This window comes from Microbulbifer variabilis, from assembly GCF_023716485.1.
Lineage (GTDB): Bacteria > Pseudomonadota > Gammaproteobacteria > Pseudomonadales > Cellvibrionaceae > Microbulbifer > Microbulbifer variabilis_B.
In genome coordinates, this window is the sequence record NZ_CP092418.1 from 4,350,682 (window position 1) to 4,371,381 (window position 20,700).

The following is a 20,700-nucleotide window of genomic DNA, read 5'->3' on the forward strand; positions in this document are numbered from 1 at the left end:
TCAAATAGATGTTGATCTACCAAAGTCCTGAGATCTTATGAAACTATATAAATAATTTCGAAAACTAGTAAAATTAACATCAGATGATGTCTAATTTTTATAGAAAATGATCAATTGTTTATTGATAACTATAAAGCGATTAACGATTTCGGCATGGGTACTAGGCCAACTCCAAGCTATTTGAGGTAAGGCTCACGGAGGAATGAAGGAAATATTTGCAAGTAGGTATGATAACATCAATATTACCTGTGTACTCAGTTAGTCCACTTATACCTTTCCTTTTAATATTTTACAAAAATACATATTCGGAAGAAAATTAGTAATCATCAGAAGTATCTCAGCATTTCTATTAATGGCTGGCACTAAAGAAGAATCTTTCTTTTTTATCTCGTGCTTGGTTTAAATTACATAATAGAAAAAGAAAACCAACTTTAATAAATTAGCAAACGTGTAGGTTCTATTTCTAATGAATCACCTGAAGTGAGTCAAGGTTATAGGACATAAAATAAATTATTTAAGGAATCACAAGACGATTTACTTAAAGCATAATAATTTCAATTATTATTTAAAGACAAACTCCAACTCAAACAGTAAAATAAATAAAACAATTAACAAACTTAGGTCACTATGCTTTAACATTTGCATTAGACAGCTCAACACCCATTCATCTGTACTGCTTCAAACTCTAGTGACTAGGATTCTAGAACTAGATTAAATTTCCACGCTTTATTGGCTGAACCTCAAATACATTTTGATCCGCATAATCTATATATTCATCATAATCATAGTACTGATTGCCAATTCTGCCTCTAGGATCTGAACAACCCGTGCTATATTTCATCCCGTCTCCATGAAGCATTTTTATTTCATCAGGTGTGAAGATTTCCGACTCAAGAATAAACTTACATAACTGCCTATCGGAAAAACCACAGAAGGAAATTGAACAAACAATTCCTCTATCAGAGATTTTATTTTTAGCAAATAGATGACTTCTTACACCTTTAACATAGAAATATAAAACTGGATTTATAGAGTATGACTCAGAAATTACCCAAGTCGATACAGATGAACAAATGTTTATTAACAAATTCCCCCTAAGAATTTGAAGTATCAAGACAACTCTTAGTAGCTTTTCTTGAAGTTTATTCTCGTAATGCAGCTTACTGATGATTCTCTCTAATCTGACAGTTATAGACAAACCAGATAACTCCTGAATATCAAGATGACATTCAAGATCCACCTCCCATAAAAATCTATCCTTCATAAATAACCGCACTCTATGCCACAACTTCCTTTCATCTTCTGCAACAGCTCTTTCAAAATTCAGATCAGATAGAGAACAACCAGTGTCTATATGAGAATCCAAAATCGCTTTAGTAACTCCGCAGTTATAATTAAATTTATTTAAATGAATTTTTCCAGCTAGGCTAGAGGATGAAGTTCCGTATGGTATATCTTTAATTTTCACTAATTTTTCATCGTGCAGGTGACATACACTGTATAGACGGTCTCTCCAGTAAAATCTTACATATGGATTATCATCCCAACATTTACAGCAAAGTTTACTTTCATACAGCCAACTTTTAGGGGGTTTTTCATACAGATTAAGTTCAGATAAAATAAAGTATCTTCTGAGAATAAACTCCAATGCAATTCGGATTTTATGCCATTTTAAATTGTGGTATTTATACTCAACATTAATATTACTTAGCCTAGCTCTTTCTCTCTCAGAAATATCACTTCCAACCAGTAGGCTGGAATATGTTTTAATCAGTAAAGAAATCAGAACTTTAGAATTTCTATAACCATTCCAATAAGCTAATCGTCCCACATAATCAGATAAGCTTTCATCAACAAACTTCTTCTCTCTATATAAAAAATTCATATTTTTCCTAAACTATCCTACCCAACCAATAAATAATTTTCCCTTACTACAATTCCTGGCAGGGTGTCATTGATACCAACCAAGACATTTTTTACCATAAACGAAAACTTCAACCAGAATACCCAATGATCTACTTAAGCTCTCTCTGTTCTAGAAGCAACTGGAGTGATTATATATTTATAGAGAATGCTCTAACTCTCAATATATCAAAGAAACATACTCTATTTACAGTTTTGAGTTTCATATTAGAAATAAAACAAAAATTGCAGATTAAATTATCAATGCTTATAGATTCTAAAATGGTAGCAATAAAAATTTTTATTGCGATAGAAATGTAATCTGCTTTTACACCCTCCTGAAAAGAATAGGAAATTAATTTTAACAATTAGTGTTAGCCAGCAATAACACCTAGAACTGCCACTATATTAGTTTATTTTATTGACTTTAAAGGCTATAAACTGTTTCAAACTTGTGTGGTTCTTTACTTCAGAAGATACACTATATTCAACATCCCCCCGCTGCATAGCAAAAATAAGCTCAACAATTGAATATCCTATTCGCTGAATACCCCCCATAGATGTAGTACCTAAAGGAGGCTCTGTCTGACGAGATTTTTTCTTTAAATCCTCAACAAAGGAGATACATTGTGACTTATTAATTACCCAATCACGGTTCAAACTTCCTGGCTTCTGAAGCACAGGTATAATACCCGCATCTAAGAGTTGTTTTAATTGATACCGTGTTAATTCAAGCGCTTTACAAGCCTCGACCATGGTCCAGTTTGATGACACTTCGCTCGCAAGCGATTCAACTTGGTTTCTCTTATAATACACCTTACCTTGGAAAAATACCTGCATCAAACGACCTTGCTGAACAAGTTTATCGATCCTTACTATTCGGGACCCAAGAATATTAGCGGCTTCTTTTTTTGAGATGATATTACGAGTTCTAGAACTCAGTTTAATCCTTGTAATTCGCTCAGGATCCAATGCATAAGGCCAATACTCCTCAATAAAGTTGTCGAATTCTGCTTTGATTCTTGCGATGCCCTGATTCTCTTTCTGCCTATGTAAGCGCTCGTATAAGTCTCGAAAGTGCTTATTTAACCCACTTTGACCTTTATCACTCATTGGCCGGTCAATATACTGTTCCAGCATCGCATAAAAGCTATCTGGCCATGCTTTGAGTGTGTCCCAAACGCCTTTATAAAGCTGACCTAGCTCTTGATTTTTCATTGCTAAAGGTTGAAATGAATTACCAACTAAACGGACTTGGTAATGAGCAATAAAGTGAATCAAGCTCAATACTTCCCTTAATGACATCCCTCGTAATACTACTGGAATTGATCTATTTGACTGTACTCCAGAAATCAACGACTCAATATAAACAGATTGTTCTATTAGACTTGGTTTCACACTACTAGCGTTAGGTTTTATACAATTGACTTCGCCATCAAACCTATTCAATTGATGACGGTACCAGCTCAAGCGCTTGCCCGAAGTAGAACTCACGTCTACCAACATTTTTTGGTGTTTAGAACAGACCACTACCGGAAGCAATGCCCATTGATACTTGCAATACCCCAATTCTTCCAAGCAGTCTGGGCACACCTTGGGCAACTTTACAATGACACTGGAGGTATCAATGATTTTACGAAAGGAACTATATATCGGGGTCAGCTTCGACTGGCATTCTGACAATCCTAGATCAATTAGCAATGACGATACATTAAATTTGCCTGTTAAAACCTGATATATAGGAGCGCGATTGTTTTTCCACTTAAGTCCAGCATAATGCAAAAAATTGCCAACGTGATTGAAGCCATTTTGTTCTGACAAGCGAACCAAGTAACTGACCAAGCATTCTTCTGGCTGGATGAAAGGTCTTGATAGTAACATCGCCTTTCCTGTATGTACGTTAGGTCATATATCCCTACTTTCACCATCATTAATCGAATCAGGAAAAAATCATAAAAACTACAAGACCTGGAATGCTGCCCTGCGAATTGACTTTGAATATTTCTAAAAGCGGAGGGAGATTGAAGCACTTAATTCTATGATTATAGTATCAGGAGCATTCATTTCACGATAAACGATTAATAAAAACACCACCCATCTATCCATATCCTTTAAAACCCTCAATTCATTTCTATAACTCAATAAAATTAAGATCTAAAAAGATAGAATAGCAACCATCTTGCAATAACCAACCCCGCACACGTGAGGAGAAAAATTTGGAAGAATTCCTCTTTTATTAATTAGAGCAAATAAATTTATAACCCTAATTGAAAACTCATAAGCCCCTATGTCATTTGCCAGTATCTCAGTAATAGATTGCACACGCTCAGATACAAACTTCACCAAAAACTATCCTGAGGGCCAAGCTATTCCAAGCCCATCAATGGCAGACATCACTTACTCACCAAATAAAATAACTTGTAATTTTCATTAGTATATTTGATCCAAGAATGACCTAGAAAAATCATTAATAGTTTTTTAGACGATACCATAGACCTATTATATGACAATCCTTAAGCAGCTCCCTCAATCATATAAAGTCTTTTATTAGGAGCAATGCCGTATATAGCATACTCAGCATCCACGATAGAGTTCTTATTTACTCGATAACCAAAATGCCAATCAGAGTGAACAATCAGCTCTCTTAGTTCTAACTTATCTATAGACAATAAAAATGGGTTAATATTATCCGCCACGCCGTATTCCCCCATAACATCTGCAAATAATTTTAGATCGAAAGACCTACTCTCCAACTTGGAAAGAATGTAAGCATCACCAATCAAGTTTGCTGTCGCTCGCAAATTCCCATCTGTTGCAGCAAACACTCTATAAGTAATTGCAATATCCTCTAGCTTAATTCCACTTGAAATACCATAAGCATCAGATAATAGTTTCAGGAGGCGTCTATAGTTATCTCGCTCAGTTTTTTGACTTATTCGAAATGGCGGGACAATATGACGGTATGCGATACGTCCTTTAAGTTGGCGGTTTGAATCTACAAGATACTTGCTCCAAGGCATCCCCATAAATACAATTGGTACTTTCGTATCTTTTATTAGATCTTTGAATATATCAGCAATACCAGTTACTACTTTTGCACTACGGCGCTCAATAATTACCTGAATCTCATCAAGAATAAGAAGTTCTACACCAACCACACGTATCAAAGTAATTAACCGTTCATAAAGCTCGCCTTGATTTCTTGCTCCCATCCCCTGCTGAGGGTCACCTATAGCGACCAGTAATGATCTCAAGAATTCTAAGGGAGTGGAAATAGCCTTTAATTCAAAATGAAGAACTGGAATATACGTTCTCTCATCCTGCTCGACTATGGGGTTCTTATTGACATAGTATTCCGCTAATGCACTTTTTCCACTTCCAGACTCTCCCGTCAACAGTAAGCAAGAAGCAACATCAAACTGTTGCTTCTTAAGTCGAAGAGTATCAAATAGTTTGAGCATCTCTGTAATGAACGGACTTTTTATAAATGGACGGATAGCATTTACTCTCTTCACTTATCCATGCTCCAGCCGTCCATATCGAGATCATCATCTTCAGAAGCACAATCAATATCGATAACCTGCTTAGTGTTGTCGACCACCAATTTCATATCGCTAACACCAATTTTTTCAGAACGTGCAGCCTTAGAAGCCGTTAACTGCGTTTTGCGCCTGGAATTTCTTGCATGTAATTTTTCACGTTCCTTCGACAGCTTAACTCTTGCCCGCTGAAGATCTAAATCATCTAATTTTGATTTACCCACAGCTTTTACCTTCGCTCTAATTTTGTCATGTTCAAAAGCTGACAATCCCGATGCATATTCAAATTTTTCACATTCGACCTTCAGAAAAATTTTATTTACATCATCACGAACTAGGATATATCCAATATCAAAAGGATTGTACCGAACATTTACGGTCCCAGGTCCATCTCTTCGATAAAAATCCCTAAGTTGATTTGAGTTATAATCCAGTGAAAAAATTCGAATTCCACCTTTCCTAAGCTCCCTAGTACTTGAAGCCATGAGGAGGGGGATCAAATCCATTTCCTCCTCAACAGGCACAGGAAACTGTTGCTCTGAATTAACCCATAACTCATTTGGTGTCATTCCAAGCTGTGTAATTGGCTCGTTGTGATAAACTTCGATAAGCCATTTCACAAAATAACTTTTGAACTCAGAAAATGTAATTTTAGCTTCCTGCCTTCCATCGTATGTATCACCACATTTCCCAGCCTTTCGTACTACACCTGGCAAATCATCCAGTACCATTGAATTTACTGTGCCAAAAAATCGTTCAACTTGACTTTTATAGTTCGCTTTCCGTATCGGGCAGTATTGAAATACTGATCCAATTTCATCTGCGACAGCACAAAAATTCTTCCCCCAGAATTCATTACCATTATCAGTAACTACTGTTGTCGGTATTCCATGAGCTGGCCAGGATGCATCGCTGCCAATCGACTCCAAGAATTCAGTCTTTGGTAAAAATGCATTGATGCAAGCAATAGAAACTGAGGCATAAGATGGCTTTTCAAATGAAAGCTGAAAGCCGAGTACCATATGTGAGTAGTGATCTATTAGGACTGTAATGTTGGGTCTACCAAGTAAGGTCTTATGATCATCATGGAGAACGTGGATATCTAAGAGAGTATGATCTATTTCTACTCGCTCTAAGACTCTTGTAGTTTTTATTCCGCTTTCGGATCCAGCTAATTCAGCTTGTAAAGCTCTAACTCCTTGTCTTGCCTTCTGCTTATTTTGATAAGAAACCTCTAAAACTCGGGACTTTACCGTATGATAATTTGGCACTTTTAATCGTTCATTAGGGAAGTCTAAATTATGCGAGAGTATTTTCTCTTCAACATTGCGATAAATTGAAGCCATTGATGGCTGACTTGGGGAAAAATACCGTTTCGCTGCAGAACGAATTATATCTAGGACTCTTCGGTCTATTTTAGGTTCTCGATCCCCTTTAAATCGATGTCTTGGATACAAGCCTCGCATTTTATTGCCAGACTCTACAAATCTTTTGTACCAACTTCTAACAGACTGCCAATGGGGGGGCTTCTCGCCAATCTTCTCTGCAACTTCGCGTATTGTTGTTCCTGCATTTTTTTCGGTAATTTTATTTATACCGTACTCTCTAAGCCTTTTAATGTACTGATATTTTCTATTTGTTTCCTGCTGCTCTTTTTCAGTAAGATCTAAAAACTTTAAGTCACCAAAGTCTCGTGTCTCAGCGAGTAGTTTCAACCCTCCAGATGAATAGATTTCATTTAACTCCGCTTTAGGTATTCTTGAGATTCGGTCAGTTGCTATATCAGCGAGTACGATTTCACTACTGCCTACAGACCTGATCATCGCTCGTTTACACGGAACTTCATCTCTAAATTCAATGATGACACCTTCTACCCACAGTTCAACAGACATCGAATGTCACCTCCGTTGTCTCTTTTAGGTGTTCGGAGCTTATATCAAACTTTAAATACCCCAATGCCAGCCAGGAATAGATTTCCCTCAAGCTGGCTTTACCCTTTAGCTTCGTAATCATGCGAGAAAGGAGCATTGTATTGCCAACACTTTCAGCGCACTGATACAAGTTACGCATATCTTGTATGGGGCGCTTTCTATACTGATAGAGCTTTTCATAATTTGATAGCAAAGGCTGACGAGTAATCTCCATCTCATCAACCAAAAGAAAACTTATATTCGGATTTTCAAGTGAAGCTTCAAAACTACTGAAAAGTTTTTGATACCATTCTCCTTGAGAATGCTCTAAAGGCTTAACTTCAACATATTTACAAGCGCCTGATACATAGTGCACTTCGAAATCTGGTGTGTATTTTCGTTCTTCACCATCTATGAATACACTAAATGTTCGCGGCTGAGGGAAGTAGGTTTTAACTCTCGAATCAAATTCGAGATGGAGACAATACTTTGATTCCAAAATGGACTCAACGAGGATTGATTTTCCGCTGCCCGACTTAATTGCCGGAAATCGAACGATGTTCTTAACAGCGGATTTTTTCAGCTTTCGGGCAGGAGATCGCATTTTTTACATATATCCTGAACTTTCATGCTCAAATTATATGGTTTTTATAGCTTTCTCCTAAAAACTTTATAGAATATTCCTATAAATTTATAAACTTTCCCTACAATTTACAGGCTTAACCCACTTCAGCCAGATTCCCTTTACTTTCCAGCCACTGCTTGCGATCCCCGGCACGCTTTTTAGCCAAGAGCATATCCAAAAGCTGATTGCTGTCATCGCCGGCATCAATATACAGTTGCACCAGGCGACGGGTATTGGGGTCCATGGTGGTTTCACGCAACTGCATGGGGTTCATTTCACCCAGACCTTTAAAGCGAGTCACCTGTATTTTGCCCTTTTTCTTTTCTGCGCTTATACGATCGAGGATACCCTGCTTCTCTGATTCATCCAGCGCATAGTAAACATCTTTACCGATGTCTATGCGGAACAGTGGCGGCATGGCGACATAGACATGACCGTTAGTTACCAGCGGACGGAAGTGACGTAAGAACAGAGCGCAGAGTAGTGTGGCGATGTGTAGGCCATCGGAGTCGGCATCGGCGAGGATACAGATTTTGTTGTAGCGCAGCCCTTCCAGATTGTCACTGCCTGGATCAACACCCAGCGCCACTGCAATATCGTGCACTTCCTGGCTGGCGAGAATCTCTGCGGAGTCCACTTCCCAAGTATTCAGGATTTTACCGCGCAGCGGCATGATGGCCTGGAACTCGCGATCCCGCGCTTGCTTGGCGGAACCACCAGCGGAGTCCCCCTCCACCAGAAAGAGTTCGGAGCGGGAGGTATCGGCACTGGAACAGTCCGCCAACTTGCCCGGCAGCGCGGGCCCCTGAGTGACTTTCTTACGCGCGACTTTTTTTGCTGAGCGCATTCGTTTTTGTGCATTACCAATGCACAACTCGGCAAGCTTATCACCCTCTTCCGTATGTTGGTTCAGCCACAGGCTGAACGCATCCTTGGCCACGCCAGAAATAAACGCGGTGGCCTCACGGGAGGAGAGGCGTTCTTTTGTCTGCCCGGAGAACTGCGGGTCTGCCAGTTTGGCGGAGAGTACGTAAGAGCATTGCCCCCAGATATCCTCAGGGCCCAACTTAATACCACGGGGTAATAAATTGCGGATCTCGCAGTACTCACGCATGGCATCCAGAAGGCCCGCGCGCAGCCCATTCACGTGGGTACCGCCCTGGGCGGTGGGGATCAGGTTAACGTAGGATTCGGCGGTAATCTCACCGCCCTCCGGCAGCCATTGCACTGCCCAGTCTGCCGCTTCGGTAGAAGCGGCAAAGCTACCCACAAAGGGCTCGACCGGCAAGATTTCCCAGCCTTGATTGGCAGCGGCGAGGTAGTCTTTGAGACCGTCCTCGTAGTACCACTCGTCTGATTCACCGTCCTGCTCATTAATAAAAGTGACCGTCAGGCCGGGGCACAATACCGCCTTGGCGCGCAGTAGGTGACGCAGTCGCACCACGGAGAATTTTGCGGAATCAAAATACTTGGGGTCGGGCAGAAAGCGTACACTGGTGCCTGTGGTGCGCTTTGCACAATTACCGACAACCTCAAGATCCGAGGCCTTTTCCCCATCTTTGAAACCGATTCGGTGCACCTTACCATCCCGCTGGATGGTCACTTCCAACACTTTGGAAAGAGCGTTTACTACAGAAACACCCACACCGTGTAGACCACCGGAAAACTGGTAATTTTTGTTGGAGAACTTACCACCAGCGTGCAGGGTGGAAAGAATCACTTCAACACCAGGGCGCCCCTGTTCCGGGTGAATATCCACCGGCATACCGCGACCGTTATCGCTAACCGAGAGCGATTGGTCTTTGTGCAATACCACTTCAATTTTTTTCGCGTGCCCGGCAAGCGCTTCGTCGACACTGTTGTCAATCACTTCCTGGGCGAGGTGGTTGGGGCGGGTGGTATCTGTGTACATGCCCGGGCGCTTTCGCACCGGGTCCAGCCCTGTGAGTACCTCAATATCTTCGGCGGAATAATTGGCCATAATGGTTATAAATTACTGCTGGTTAAATAGAAATTCGACAATGGGATCGCAGTAACGCGCGAAGCCCTGAAAGCTGTGATCGCCCCCCTCCTCGACAGTTTGACGCTGCCCTTGATAGAAAGACTCTGCATCGCGGTAATCGAGGGTTTCATCGCCTCGCTGTGCCAAAAGCCAATAGCGGCTCAGCAGTGGACTGGGTATCTCTGCTTCCAATTGCGCCATGGTATCAACGTCCGCACCGCTTAGGCGATACTCCTGCGACTCACCACTGTAGGGTTGTAACACCTGGCCGACGTAGGCCGGCATAAAGCGGGATGGGCGAACGGCCGGATTGATCAACACCGCTGGCAAATGGTAACGCTCGCCTAGGTAGGTACACCAGAATCCCCCCATAGAGCTACCAACCAACCCTATTGGGCCGCAGTTGTCTGAGTCAAAGAAGCCATCCAATAGGCGCAGCAATGATTGCTGAGCACTTCCTGGATAGGGGGAGACTTGTGGCGCACAGAAAATGATCTGTGGGTGATTGGCAGCCAACCGGTCCCGCATCAGCTGGCATTTAAAGGACTGAGGCGATGAAAGAAAGCCGTGCAGATAGATCAGCAGTGGCCTTCCGTTGAGATTTTGTGTTTGCATAGTCGGGGATTATAGCGCCCCACGGCAGCAATGGGGCTGGCCTCCTCACAGTTCCTGCTCTTCCAGAGACCGATTACAGCAGCGATCTGTTCAAGCTAGCAAAAGCCCGGCGAATATCCACACGCATATCTGACCAAAAGGTAACACTGGTGAAACGTTCCAGCCGTCCACCCGGCCCAGAGGAACCGAAATTCTCACCAATATCCCGCCGATCGCGAAAATGTATTACTGCGCTGCCGTTACGATCGTACAAAGTACCTACCAGCTGTGCGTAGGCGCTCTGCTCTGTATAGACACGCCAAGTCCAGGGAGATGGATCTAGCGGTGCAGCCAGGGAAAAATCTTGCAGTGACAGGGATAGGGTGTAGTCGGCTTCCGCCTGCTCCGACACTTGCTGGGCATTGCGCGGTTTTAGCAGCTTATTACTAAAGCTCTGCGCCAACAGTGTATTCAAACGCTGTAGATCCCTATGGTCCAGCTCGTAATCTTTTTCCCGATATTGGCGCCTGGGTAGGGAGGAGAATCGCTTGGTGTAGTCAATTTGAACCGGTGCGATATAAACCTTAGCACCACTGAGATCCAAGGCGAAAGCTGCCGCGACTTCATCGAGCTGGCTGGGGCGTGCTTCCAGACCATCACTACGATCCTGTAAAGTGGACTGCTGACTACAAGCCGTAATCAATAATAAAATTGCGAGGAGAGGTATAGAAAATAATTGTTGCATTTACAAGCTCCTGAATTTCCGAAAAATATCTATTCGGCGAGAGGCTCCAATCACATTATCTATCACCGTTAGGCTTCAAACCTCGGCAATTCTAGAAACCACACTTGAATACTTTATTGGCTCACCTTTCACCACGCTTTTCCCATATTCAAAAAGCACCGCTCAATACAGGTAATCTCATTGTACGGGGAGGATAGGGGAAAAACACAGGGGATTGGTTAAGAATGGTTTTATTTGGTTTTTTTGCTGAAAAAGAGAGGGGAAAATACATTGTGCTCAGGTCGCGCAAAATAGGAATGGTTGTTACCAATAGGCAGTGACCTGTTTGCTGCCTATTCCGAAAACATTGCATTCTTTACTGGGGAGCCAATAGCAAGGAGGAAGACTTGAGAGCTTTAGTGAAAGTACCGCTGCGAATTCGCAGCGGTTTGACTTAAATCAATAACCGGATGAGGCGAGATCGACACAATACTTGGAGATAGCCACCCGCTCCACACCGGTTTCGTAGGAGCCATCGCTATACAGTTCAAACCAGCGGTAGCCGGGCATCTCTTCGTCGACAGCGAAGGGGCCACTGCCGGGAGTAAACTGTACCGAAGTAGAGGGAGTGGCATGCAGACCGAGATGGCCTCGGTTGCTGTCAAACTGCTGGTGTACATGCCCCCAAACCAAGGCTTTTACCTGGGGGGCCTGATCAACTATTTGCAAAAATGTCTCACAGCCTTCGCGCAGCATATGGCCATCAATCCACTTACTCCCCACAGGGACCGGCTGGTGATGCATCATAATAATCACCGGGTGATCGCGAGTCTCCCAAAGGAGCAACTGAAGGCGCTCCAGTTTCGCGCTGTCCAAGCCACCACAAATCTGCCCTGTCACACTGGTATCCAACAGCAGCAGGCGCCAATCCCCCAAGGAGACCAAATCGATACAGCGATTGGGGGCCAGTTTTTTCATGCGGGCACTCACATCGTGATTGCCGGGCAGCCAGTACCAGGGCATGGAAAGTATGCGGGTCTTTTCTAAGAACCGGCAGTAGGATGCCTCAGAACCATTGGCGCTGATATCGCCAGTGGCGACCAGAGCCCGGGCATGGGGCTGCCTGCTTTGGAGAGAGGTCAAAACTTCATCGAGGGTGTGGCCGGTATCCAGACCCAATAATTGATAATCGGGCCTGCTGCCGATATGTGGATCTGTGATCTGGATAAGACGGTGCGAAGTCACCCCCAGGGGTGAATCCGACTTGTTGTGCTCGCGAATCACTTGCTCACCTTGTGTTCACATCCGTGTGTTCTGCAGCAGAATTAAAATCTCTGGCCATCCAACACCAGTTCAAATTCTGCACGACCATTTGCAAGACAGTACTCCAACCATTCACCAAGGAAGCGATTGGCTTGGGGTCTCTCATCTGCATGCTGCATACGGGGATTGGGATAGGCGGTATCCACTCCTTTACCACCCACCGGCCCGCGACCATTGGCTTTAATCACCTCCGCCATACACGCATCGTGGTAGAGGCGTACAGTCAAGTCGGGAGGTTCCAGCCATTGGCACTCGTTAAGATTTACCTCCGCCACCAGAGACACCTCCGTGGTATATCTGGAGCGCTCCACTACTCTCAACACCAGAGTGCCGCCGGGCAACTGGTAGCGCCAAAGCGCTCTTTGTGAAAGCTCAGGCAACAATTTGCTCAAGCGCAGGTAGTTGGCGTCACAATCGGCATGATAAGACGGTAGATCGACTCGATACACCGCCCTAGCGTTGCCATTTGGCGACATTTTCAACTTCCTTTGCTGCCGCGCCTTCGCTTCTCCCAGTAGAGCCATTATCAACACTCCAATTCATTGGCCGCCGTGACTCAGATCTCAGTTTGCTCTATACGCAGGTAACATTGCGTAACGCAAGTGACGGTCAGGCAGTTGGCCTGTGTTTTGTTAATTTTGCCCGGTTTAACTGCAGCCACTGCATACAAATAATGGTGGCCGAATTATCGATAGGGTTCTCTCCTGGAGCATAGTCCCCCGCCATGGCGGCGAGTACCGAATCCCTGGAAAACACCCGCAAGCGGATATCTTCGTTTTCCTGCTCCAAACCAAAGTAACCTTCCGCACAGTTCAAGTCCACCAGCGCACAGTACAGGTGTAGCCGTTCGGAGCTCCCGCCAACACTGGGCATATAACTGTGGATAAAGTGCAATTCCTGCACTTTGAGCCCCGCTTCCTCCAATACTTCACGCCGAGCTACATCTTTTAGGTCTTCCCCGGCTTCCACCATGCCGGCCACCACTTCCAGACACCAGGGGCCTGCCGGCCGCTCTAGGGCGCCAATACGAAACTGCTCGGTAAGCGCAACAAGGTCTCGCTCAGGGTCGTAGAGCAATACCCCTACTGCCGGACCGCGTACAAACAGCTCCCGAGTAAAGATTTCACTCCAGCCACCACGAAAAAGGCGATGGCGCAGCCGTAGCCGCAACATGGAAAAAAATCCCTTATAAACCGTTTCCCTGGAAACAACTTCTACAGAATCTGCGGAAAACTCTGGGGACAACCCCTTTTGACTCTTCATTTTTGACATTAGTTCGCTGACCTTCTGCGCGACTGGGGTCTGCATACTCGAACACTATATGACCGGGATGCAGCTGTTATACTCTGCGCCCACCGTACCAGCCCCTCTAGCAAGCGGCCATACGTAATATCTTCCTGGATTTTTTTAGAGACCGCACCACCATGAGAGTGCTCAATATCGCCTACCAGCAACTGCGCCGTTACGGTAAGACGCGGGTTAGCTGGGCACAGAAACTGACTTTTGGCCTGATCAAAAACGATCACTACACACAGGTGTTCAGCGACCGGGATGTGGCCGCCTTCGAAGCGCCCTTCGGAATCCGCGACCTAGGGGTGAGCAAAGCCAATCGCCGCCTGTTAGAAACGGTTGAAGCATTTGAGCCCGACCTGATCATCGCCGGCCACTGCGACATGATCAGTAACGACACCCTAAAGGCGATCAAGCAACAACAGCCCAATTGCCTAATCGCACACTGCAATAACGATCCACTGTTCGTGCTCAGCAATGTTGAGCGTATCAAACACCGCGCCGAAGTGGCCGATGCCATCTTCGTCTCCACCGGCCGTCGCGAGCTGAGTATTTTTGAGGGCATTAACGCCCGGGTTTACCATATGCCCAACCCGGTCGAACCCTCTATCGAAAACCTCAATAATGCCGAACGCACTGATCTGTCTATTGATCTGCTGTTTTGTAGCAACAGCAATGATTTCACCAAGCGCTTGCAAATGGTGAAAAATCTCAAGGATACCCTGGGAGATTCACTGAACTTCAAAACCTACGGCAGCTTTGGTGAAGCGCCAGTATGGGGACGAGACTACGATCGCGCACTCGCGCAAACTAAAATGGGACTGAATTTTAATCGCCAAGACACCCATTACTGGTACTCTTCTGCGCGAATGGCCCAGCTTGCCGGTAATGGTATTTTGCAATTCACCAGTGACAAGCTGCACTTCGACGAGCTATTGCCCCCAGAGAGCGTGGTTTACTTTTCTGATGAGCAGGACCTGTTGGAAAAAATCCGCGAGTTCCATAGCGACGATGCCAAGCGCCGTGCTTGGGCAGCTAAAGCCCGGGAATTTTTCCACACCCAAATGAACTCGAAGCTTTACGCCCAATACATTGTTGAGGCCACCAGCCTGCAACCCTTTAGTCACGACTACGCCTGGGCCCGTGATGTCAATCTGGATGGCACACTGAAATAACGGGTCACCGAAAGAATTACACAGAATACGTTGGATTTATGAGTAGCAAACCAATTCGAGTGGCACAGGTCCTCGCCGGTGCCGAACACGGCGGTGCAGAAAATTTTTTCGTACGTTTGGTAAGCGGTTTGAACCCGCGCAATGAGATTAATGAGAAAGCCTTTATCCGCAACCACGATCACCGCGTGCAAGCGCTGCGCAAAAATGGGGTTGAAACCGAGGGTTTTAAGTTTGGCGGCAAACTGGATTTTCTAGGCCGCAGAATCTACCGCGAGGCACTGAATAACTGGCAGCCAGACATCGTTATGACCTGGATGGGGCGTGCCACCATTATCACCCCCAACTCTAAAAACTACCTGCTGGTCAGTCGACTCGGCCACTACTACAACCTGAAGTACTACCGGCACGCGGATTATTGGATCGGTATCAGCAAGGGTATTTGCCAGCATATGATTGATGGTGGCATTCCCAGGGAGCGGATTTTTCATATCCCCAATTTTGCCGATGAAACTCCAGTAGAACCGCTGCCACGCAACAGTTTCGATACACCGGAGGACAAGCCCCTCATCCTCGCTGCAGGCCGTCTGCACATCAACAAGGGCTTCGAAGTCCTGCTGCACTCTCTGGCGCAAATACCCAATGCCACCCTGTGGCTCGCCGGCGTAGGTCCCGAAGAGGCCAACCTGAAAGCCCTGTGCCATAAACTCGGTCTGGACCAGCGCGTGCGCTTCCTCGGTTGGCGCAACGACGTCACTACCCTGATGCGCACCGCAGATTTGTTCGTATGCCCATCACGGCACGAGGGGCTGGGTTCAATTGTGATGGAGTCCTGGGCACACCGATGCCCAATCGTAGCCACCAATTCCCAAGGCCCGGGGGAAGTCATCAGCGATGGTCATAGCGGCCTAATCACTCCTATCGACGATGCCGATGCCCTGGCCAAGGCCATCCGCTCCGTACTGGATAATCCAGAATTGCGCCAGAGCCTGATCGAGAATGCTGCGGAGGTGTATGCAAAAGGCTATTCGAAGCAGTTTATTGTGGATTCCTATATTGAACTCTACGAAACCCTGATGCGACGTGGGCCCCCCTAACTCATTAAATTTTAATAAACTCGTTAAGTATTTTTCACGGCCCAGCCTGTATGGGCCGTGAAAAGAAAAAAACAATAACTGCTAACTTTCTGATATTTGAGGAATTTCGCCGACCAACAGCCGGCGGTGGGATATAAGCTAGAGGGGTTTATAAAGAGCGATGATACTTCGGCTCACTGATAGGCCTGAGGCAAATCCCTCAACAATTCATACACGCCCCGTGAGATCAGACGCTGACGCTGCTCAATACTGTCTGGGCGAGTTAGGAGTTCACTGGCCCTGCCCCCCCAAATTATCGCGCCGTCGGGGCGACCAATCCCCACGCTCATAATCACCAGCGGAGCATCGGTGAGCGGCGGCAGCTCCACGACATCCTGGGGTGCATTGCTATCAAACTGCTTGTCCCAGCTTGGATCTCGGGTATCGCCAGAAAAAAATTCATCAACCACAGCCACCTGATAATCCACGACCATGTCTGCATTCTGGTCCTGGGCCACCTCTCGGTAACCGCGCTGCTGTAATTGCGCCGCCACTGAGTTGCGCATCTCCTCGTCTAGCTCTACCAATTGTGCTGAGGCATCCGCATCATTGAGTGGCGTCACTCCCCATTTATAGGTAGAAAAAGCCACCGGTTGGGCCCCCGTACTCACCCGCTCCACTTGCATTTCCTGGCACCCGGCCAAGAACAGCAGAGTCATTAATCCCATGGTTATATAACGCATAAATGCTCCTTACCTTGTTATTTATTTGACCGGTTCCGAATAATTATAAAGCTCTATTTTGGGGCTCCACTTATACCACTTGGGTTCCGCCCGTGGGTAGAGTGGAAAGTGGCTACCGGATTCCACTTCGAACCCCATAAATGGCGGCTCGGGCGTGGCGAAAGCAATGCCCCCTTTAATTAGAGCCTGAGCAGACTCGGTATTAACATTAAGACCACTTTTCAGCCCAAAATTCACATCCACACCACTGGCGTTCCAAAAAACCGTATGCTCACGCACCAACGGGCGATATTCTGGCTCGATGTGCACAAAGATATATACCCGGTCCGCCCACTCTCCCAGCTCAAAGCCAGTAACCTCCCCCACTTGCACCTGCCGATAATAAACGGGGCTACCGGCCACCAGAGAACCGCGCCTGGCTGCATCGAGTATTACCGTCAGGCCGGGTCGGCTCATAGTTTCGGCAAGATCCTCCTTCGGGGCCTGAAGCTCGGCGTAGAACTCTGTCTCCGGCGGCCCGCCGCCGGGCTCCAGGGCGAGGTAGCGACCGGTAATCAACGTGTCCAGGTGCGCGACTTTACTGATACCAATCTGCGGGGACACCACCCAGATACGGGTGCCGGCACGGGCAAAATTGCCACCGCGATGGTAGAGCTTTGCTCGTGCCTGAACTTCACCGAGATCCCTGCCGAGGCGCAAGCGGGTTATTTCTCCAATTTGCACACCTCTGTAACGCAACGGAGCCCCTTCCCTAAGCCCCTCAGCGCTGGGTAAATTAATACTTATTTCAATGCCTTCTTCCATCGCCGCTTCGCGACTGCGATACAGAGGAAACTGATCGCCATTTTGCGCAGGTCCACCCTTTTCGTATTCCCCACCCCGGATGCCAAAAGCAACACCACCACGCAACAAAGACATCAACGAATCCGCCTGTATTTTGATGCCACTGCTCAGGCTCGCACTAGCGCGCAATCCACTGATATTCCAAAAGCGGGCACCTGGCCTAACCAGGTGTGCATAGCGCGGTTCAATCACCACATACACTTCTACGCCTTCGCCATCTCTGCGCAATTCCATCCCCTGTACCTTGCCCACTTCGATACGGCGAAAATATACGGGGGCTCCGCGCTGCAGTGAGCCCGGGTTGCGGGAGGTGAGGCGTAAATGCAGTCCAGGGACCCTAGGGTCCATTTGTGGTGCCGAAGCGCGCGCGGAAAAAGTGCGCTGAGAACGCTTCCCCCGACGCAGATCTACCTCGATACGGTTACCCTGAATTAATTCATTCAAGCCGCCGCTAAAATCAAAAGTGGGCGGCGCCAACCAGAAGCGAGTATTTTCACTGAGCAGGTCATCGGTCGCCGGGTCCATCAGGACACGTACTTCCATTCCATTCATACTCTTGTTGGCTTTAGCCCGACTGACTTCACCCACTTTGATGCCCTGGTAATACACTTTGGTACTACCGGGTGTCACATCGACACCTCGGTCAAAATTTAAAGTGACGGCAATACCCGCATCTGCGGCAGCGAAGTTTTTATATAACTTAAATTCTGTGCCATTGACCGCCAATGGCGACTGGCGCTGGGATTCCGGCGTGTAAAAACTGACACCACCGGCAAAAAGAGCGGCGAGAGATTCCAGGTTGATACTAATACCGCTGATCCCTCCTTCAATCGAAATCCCGGAGCTGTTCCAAAAGCGACTGCCACGATGCACCAAATAGCCGTACTCGCGCCGGATAAATAATTCGATACTGACTTCTCTACCATTTTCGTCGAGACTGTAATCGGCCACCTGCCCCACACGTAACTGACGGTAGTACACCGGTGAGCCCCGGCTGAGGGAGCCGAGCCGGCGGGATTTCAGTACCACGCGTAAACCGTCGCCGCGTATAAATGCCGGTGGACGATCCAGAGCGACAAACTCCCGCTTACGCTTGCCACTGCCGGACTCCACCGCAATGTAATTACCCGATAGCAAAGTCTCCAATCCGCTGATACCGGTAATGGAGAGTTCCGGCTTCACTACCCAAAACTCGGTGCCCTCAACCAGCAGGTACTCGGCACTGCGGTTAAGACTGACTTCAGCCAAAACACCGTCGGCACCATTCAATTCTTTGGCATTGGGTACCAGCCGCACATCCTGCACTATGCCGATATCCACACCGGAATATTTCACCACCGTTTTGCCTTTCACCAGACCATCGCCGGAGTGAAACAGGATGCTCGCGTGCACATCTCCCTCAGCCATATCCTGGTAAAGTAACCAGGCGGCAATCAAACCCGCTACCAGTGGTAATATCCACACAAGCGGCAGGCCACGACTCCTGCGCACTTGTCCCCGCTGAGGGCCTTCATAGGCGCTGGGTTCTATGGTGTCATTATCCACTGGCGTATTGTCAGCCATTCTCCGCCGCACTCCTGTGAGCCGTTTCCGGCTCTACTGCGGTTGCATACAGATCGCCATCATGGGCATCCCATATTAGGCGCGGATCGAAAGAACGCGCCGCCATCATGGTGACCACCACCACCGAGGCAAAAGCGGTACTGCCCGGCCCTGCTTCCACTCGGGCGATAAATCCCATGTCCACCAGCGCCGCCAGAATAGAAATCATAAACAGGTCCAGCAGCGACCAACGCCCGATTCCGGAAACCACCCGATATATTTTCATTGCTTGAGAGGGCACAAAATGCAATCGCAATTGGATCTGTACCAAGAGCAGTACCAATCCCAGTAGCTTCATTACCGGCACGGCGATACTGGCCACAAAGACAATGAGAGCGATGCCCCACATACCGCTGTTATACAGTTGCATAACACCGCTGATAATTGTGCTGGGTTCACCGGCGCCAAGGTAAACAACACTCATAATCGGCAGGATATTTGCTGGCAGTAACAACAAGGCACCGGTGATTGTCAGTGCCCAGGTAAGCATCAAACTGCCATCAATGCGTCCATAAACACTCGCACCACAACGAGGGCAGCGGCAACGCCCTCCCCGGGCCGGTAAAATAATCAGCTGGTGACAGCTCAAACAGCTGCTCATTCCATTTTGGAGGGCTTTCTGCGGGGCACTCATGTGGCCGCCTCACGCAGGACACGCCGCAGCGCAATTCGCTGCCAAATGGCATTTTGGTCGAAACTAAGAGAGGAGAGGTTTGCCACTAACATCATGGCACCAAAGCAGTAGAGCCCCGGCTCCACATCCATTTTGCCCAGGTCTCTCAATTTAATTAATGCCACCAGAATACCCAGCATATAGACATCCAGCATGCCCCACTCTTTGATGTGTTGATACCAGCGTACGGCAAAGGCAACCGCTCGATCCAAAAGCCTCCAGGCACTGCCACAGCAAATAAATAACAACAACAGAAATTTGCCCAGGGGCGCCAGCACGCTGCAAAACAAAACCAGAGACGCCAGCCAGATAAATCCTGCTTTGTAGAGGGAGTGAACCCCGTTCAATAGGGTATTATCGGCACCAAAAGAGAAAATTGAGAATTTGAGTAATGGCAGGCTGGCAGAGGGAATAAATAACAACAGCCCGGTGAGACTCAGGGCAATAGTGTAATAGACACTGTGATTGCTATTGCGGTGCAACGTGCAGCGACACCGGGGACAAACCAGCTTTTGACCGGGCGGTGCCACACTGCCGGTCAATAACAGGTCGCACTCGTGGCAGGCACGCTGCCAGGGTATTGGCTCTTTGATGCGCAGCTGATCCATGTGCCAGAGGTCCTTGCCTTATTCTGCACAATTTTTGCCGCATCCAAATACTTCCATGGCGCGTCTATTGCAAT

General features: G+C 46.7%; 17 protein-coding genes. 2 read left to right on the forward strand and 15 right to left on the reverse strand.

Annotated features, from left to right (window positions below):
* Positions 1 to 706 precede the first annotated feature (706 nt).
* The 11 genes from MJO52_RS19040 to MJO52_RS19090 form a co-directional block, all read right to left on the reverse strand.
* Complete coding sequence (locus MJO52_RS19040) at positions 707 to 1,885, reverse strand: TniQ family protein (RefSeq protein WP_252083537.1); 1,179 nt, start codon at positions 1,883 to 1,885, stop codon at positions 707 to 709.
* 425 nt (positions 1,886 to 2,310) lie between these two features.
* On the reverse strand, positions 2,311 to 3,783 hold the full coding sequence (locus MJO52_RS19045; RefSeq protein ID WP_252083538.1) for a TniQ family protein: 1,473 nt from the start codon (positions 3,781 to 3,783) through the stop codon (positions 2,311 to 2,313).
* Between the two features lie 632 nt (positions 3,784 to 4,415).
* Positions 4,416 to 5,417 carry a TniB family NTP-binding protein gene (locus MJO52_RS19050; RefSeq protein WP_252083539.1) on the reverse strand — a complete coding sequence of 334 codons (1,002 nt, stop codon included), beginning with the start codon at positions 5,415 to 5,417 and terminating at the stop codon, positions 4,416 to 4,418.
* The gene (locus tag MJO52_RS19055) at positions 5,414 to 7,333 is read right to left on the reverse strand and encodes a transposase family protein (RefSeq protein ID WP_252083540.1); all 1,920 of its coding nucleotides are present in this window, start codon (positions 7,331 to 7,333) and stop codon (positions 5,414 to 5,416) included. Before MJO52_RS19055 ends, MJO52_RS19050 begins: the two co-directional genes overlap by 4 nt.
* A complete protein-coding gene (locus tag MJO52_RS19060) occupies positions 7,323 to 7,955 on the reverse strand; it encodes a hypothetical protein (protein ID WP_252083541.1) in 633 nt (210 codons plus the stop codon). Before MJO52_RS19060 ends, MJO52_RS19055 begins: the two co-directional genes overlap by 11 nt.
* Before the next feature lie 115 nt (positions 7,956 to 8,070).
* The gene (parE, locus tag MJO52_RS19065) at positions 8,071 to 9,957 is read right to left on the reverse strand and encodes a DNA topoisomerase IV subunit B (RefSeq protein ID WP_286036993.1); all 1,887 of its coding nucleotides are present in this window, start codon (positions 9,955 to 9,957) and stop codon (positions 8,071 to 8,073) included.
* A gap of 12 nt (positions 9,958 to 9,969) precedes the next feature.
* The gene (locus MJO52_RS19070; protein ID WP_252083542.1) at positions 9,970 to 10,593 is read right to left on the reverse strand and encodes a YqiA/YcfP family alpha/beta fold hydrolase; all 624 of its coding nucleotides are present in this window, start codon (positions 10,591 to 10,593) and stop codon (positions 9,970 to 9,972) included.
* Positions 10,594 to 10,666: 73 nt separating this feature from the next.
* Complete coding sequence (locus tag MJO52_RS19075; protein ID WP_252083543.1) at positions 10,667 to 11,317, reverse strand: hypothetical protein; 651 nt, start codon at positions 11,315 to 11,317, stop codon at positions 10,667 to 10,669.
* A gap of 438 nt (positions 11,318 to 11,755) precedes the next feature.
* The gene (locus MJO52_RS19080) at positions 11,756 to 12,580 is read right to left on the reverse strand and encodes a phosphodiesterase (protein WP_252083544.1); all 825 of its coding nucleotides are present in this window, start codon (positions 12,578 to 12,580) and stop codon (positions 11,756 to 11,758) included.
* Positions 12,581 to 12,621: 41 nt separating this feature from the next.
* Positions 12,622 to 13,143 (reverse strand): DUF1249 domain-containing protein, encoded by a 522-nt coding sequence (locus tag MJO52_RS19085; RefSeq protein ID WP_252083545.1) that lies wholly within the window; start codon positions 13,141 to 13,143, stop codon positions 12,622 to 12,624.
* Positions 13,144 to 13,228: 85 nt separating this feature from the next.
* Positions 13,229 to 13,927, reverse strand: a complete 699-nt coding sequence (locus MJO52_RS19090; protein WP_353505447.1) for an NUDIX domain-containing protein — start codon at positions 13,925 to 13,927, stop codon at positions 13,229 to 13,231.
* Positions 13,928 to 14,043: 116 nt separating this feature from the next.
* Here MJO52_RS19090 and MJO52_RS19095 point away from each other — a divergent pair, with 116 nt between their 5' ends.
* Positions 14,044 to 15,084: a glycosyltransferase gene (locus MJO52_RS19095; RefSeq protein WP_252083546.1), complete on the forward strand. Its 1,041-nt coding sequence runs from the start codon at positions 14,044 to 14,046 to the stop codon at positions 15,082 to 15,084.
* Positions 15,085 to 15,122: 38 nt separating this feature from the next.
* On the forward strand, positions 15,123 to 16,178 hold the full coding sequence (locus MJO52_RS19100) for a glycosyltransferase (protein ID WP_252083547.1): 1,056 nt from the start codon (positions 15,123 to 15,125) through the stop codon (positions 16,176 to 16,178).
* Between the two features lie 173 nt (positions 16,179 to 16,351).
* Here the strand turns inward: MJO52_RS19100 and MJO52_RS19105 are convergent, their stop codons facing one another.
* Genes MJO52_RS19105 through MJO52_RS19120 form a run of 4 tightly spaced genes read right to left on the reverse strand, consistent with a single transcriptional unit; the run spans position 16,352 to position 20,626 of the window.
* Positions 16,352 to 16,900: a DUF4136 domain-containing protein gene (locus MJO52_RS19105; RefSeq protein WP_252083548.1), complete on the reverse strand. Its 549-nt coding sequence runs from the start codon at positions 16,898 to 16,900 to the stop codon at positions 16,352 to 16,354.
* Between the two features lie 21 nt (positions 16,901 to 16,921).
* A complete protein-coding gene (locus MJO52_RS19110; RefSeq protein WP_252083549.1) occupies positions 16,922 to 19,306 on the reverse strand; it encodes a PqiB family protein in 2,385 nt (794 codons plus the stop codon).
* Entirely contained in the window at positions 19,299 to 19,979 is a 681-nt protein-coding gene (locus tag MJO52_RS19115; RefSeq protein ID WP_252083550.1) for a paraquat-inducible protein A, read from the reverse strand. Before MJO52_RS19115 ends, MJO52_RS19110 begins: the two co-directional genes overlap by 8 nt.
* The gene (locus MJO52_RS19120) at positions 19,976 to 20,626 is read right to left on the reverse strand and encodes a paraquat-inducible protein A (RefSeq protein WP_252083551.1); all 651 of its coding nucleotides are present in this window, start codon (positions 20,624 to 20,626) and stop codon (positions 19,976 to 19,978) included. The genes MJO52_RS19115 and MJO52_RS19120 overlap by 4 nt, the downstream gene beginning before the upstream one ends.
* Positions 20,627 to 20,700 lie beyond the last annotated feature (74 nt).

What these genes read in the sequence shown, in the direction of transcription:
- MJO52_RS19040 (WP_252083537.1), bottom strand. Translation starts at nt 1,885, where the DNA reads ATGAATTTTTTATATAGAGAGAAGAAGTTTGTTGATGAAAGCTTATCT.
- MJO52_RS19045 (WP_252083538.1), bottom strand. Translation starts at nt 3,783, where the DNA reads ATGTTACTATCAAGACCTTTCATCCAGCCAGAAGAATGCTTGGTCAGT.
- MJO52_RS19055 (WP_252083540.1), bottom strand. Translation starts at nt 7,333, where the DNA reads ATGTCTGTTGAACTGTGGGTAGAAGGTGTCATCATTGAATTTAGAGAT.
- MJO52_RS19060 (WP_252083541.1), bottom strand. Translation starts at nt 7,955, where the DNA reads ATGCGATCTCCTGCCCGAAAGCTGAAAAAATCCGCTGTTAAGAACATC.
- parE (WP_286036993.1), bottom strand. Translation starts at nt 9,957, where the DNA reads ATGGCCAATTATTCCGCCGAAGATATTGAGGTACTCACAGGGCTGGAC.
- MJO52_RS19070 (WP_252083542.1), bottom strand. Translation starts at nt 10,593, where the DNA reads ATGCAAACACAAAATCTCAACGGAAGGCCACTGCTGATCTATCTGCAC.
- MJO52_RS19075 (WP_252083543.1), bottom strand. Translation starts at nt 11,317, where the DNA reads ATGCAACAATTATTTTCTATACCTCTCCTCGCAATTTTATTATTGATT.
- MJO52_RS19085 (WP_252083545.1), bottom strand. Translation starts at nt 13,143, where the DNA reads ATGGCTCTACTGGGAGAAGCGAAGGCGCGGCAGCAAAGGAAGTTGAAA.
- MJO52_RS19090 (WP_353505447.1), bottom strand. Translation starts at nt 13,927, where the DNA reads ATGCAGACCCCAGTCGCGCAGAAGGTCAGCGAACTAATGTCAAAAATG.
- MJO52_RS19095 (WP_252083546.1), top strand. Translation starts at nt 14,044, where the DNA reads ATGAGAGTGCTCAATATCGCCTACCAGCAACTGCGCCGTTACGGTAAG.
- MJO52_RS19100 (WP_252083547.1), top strand. Translation starts at nt 15,123, where the DNA reads ATGAGTAGCAAACCAATTCGAGTGGCACAGGTCCTCGCCGGTGCCGAA.
- MJO52_RS19105 (WP_252083548.1), bottom strand. Translation starts at nt 16,900, where the DNA reads ATGCGTTATATAACCATGGGATTAATGACTCTGCTGTTCTTGGCCGGG.
- MJO52_RS19110 (WP_252083549.1), bottom strand. Translation starts at nt 19,306, where the DNA reads ATGGCTGACAATACGCCAGTGGATAATGACACCATAGAACCCAGCGCC.
- MJO52_RS19115 (WP_252083550.1), bottom strand. Translation starts at nt 19,979, where the DNA reads ATGAGTGCCCCGCAGAAAGCCCTCCAAAATGGAATGAGCAGCTGTTTG.
- MJO52_RS19120 (WP_252083551.1), bottom strand. Translation starts at nt 20,626, where the DNA reads ATGGATCAGCTGCGCATCAAAGAGCCAATACCCTGGCAGCGTGCCTGC.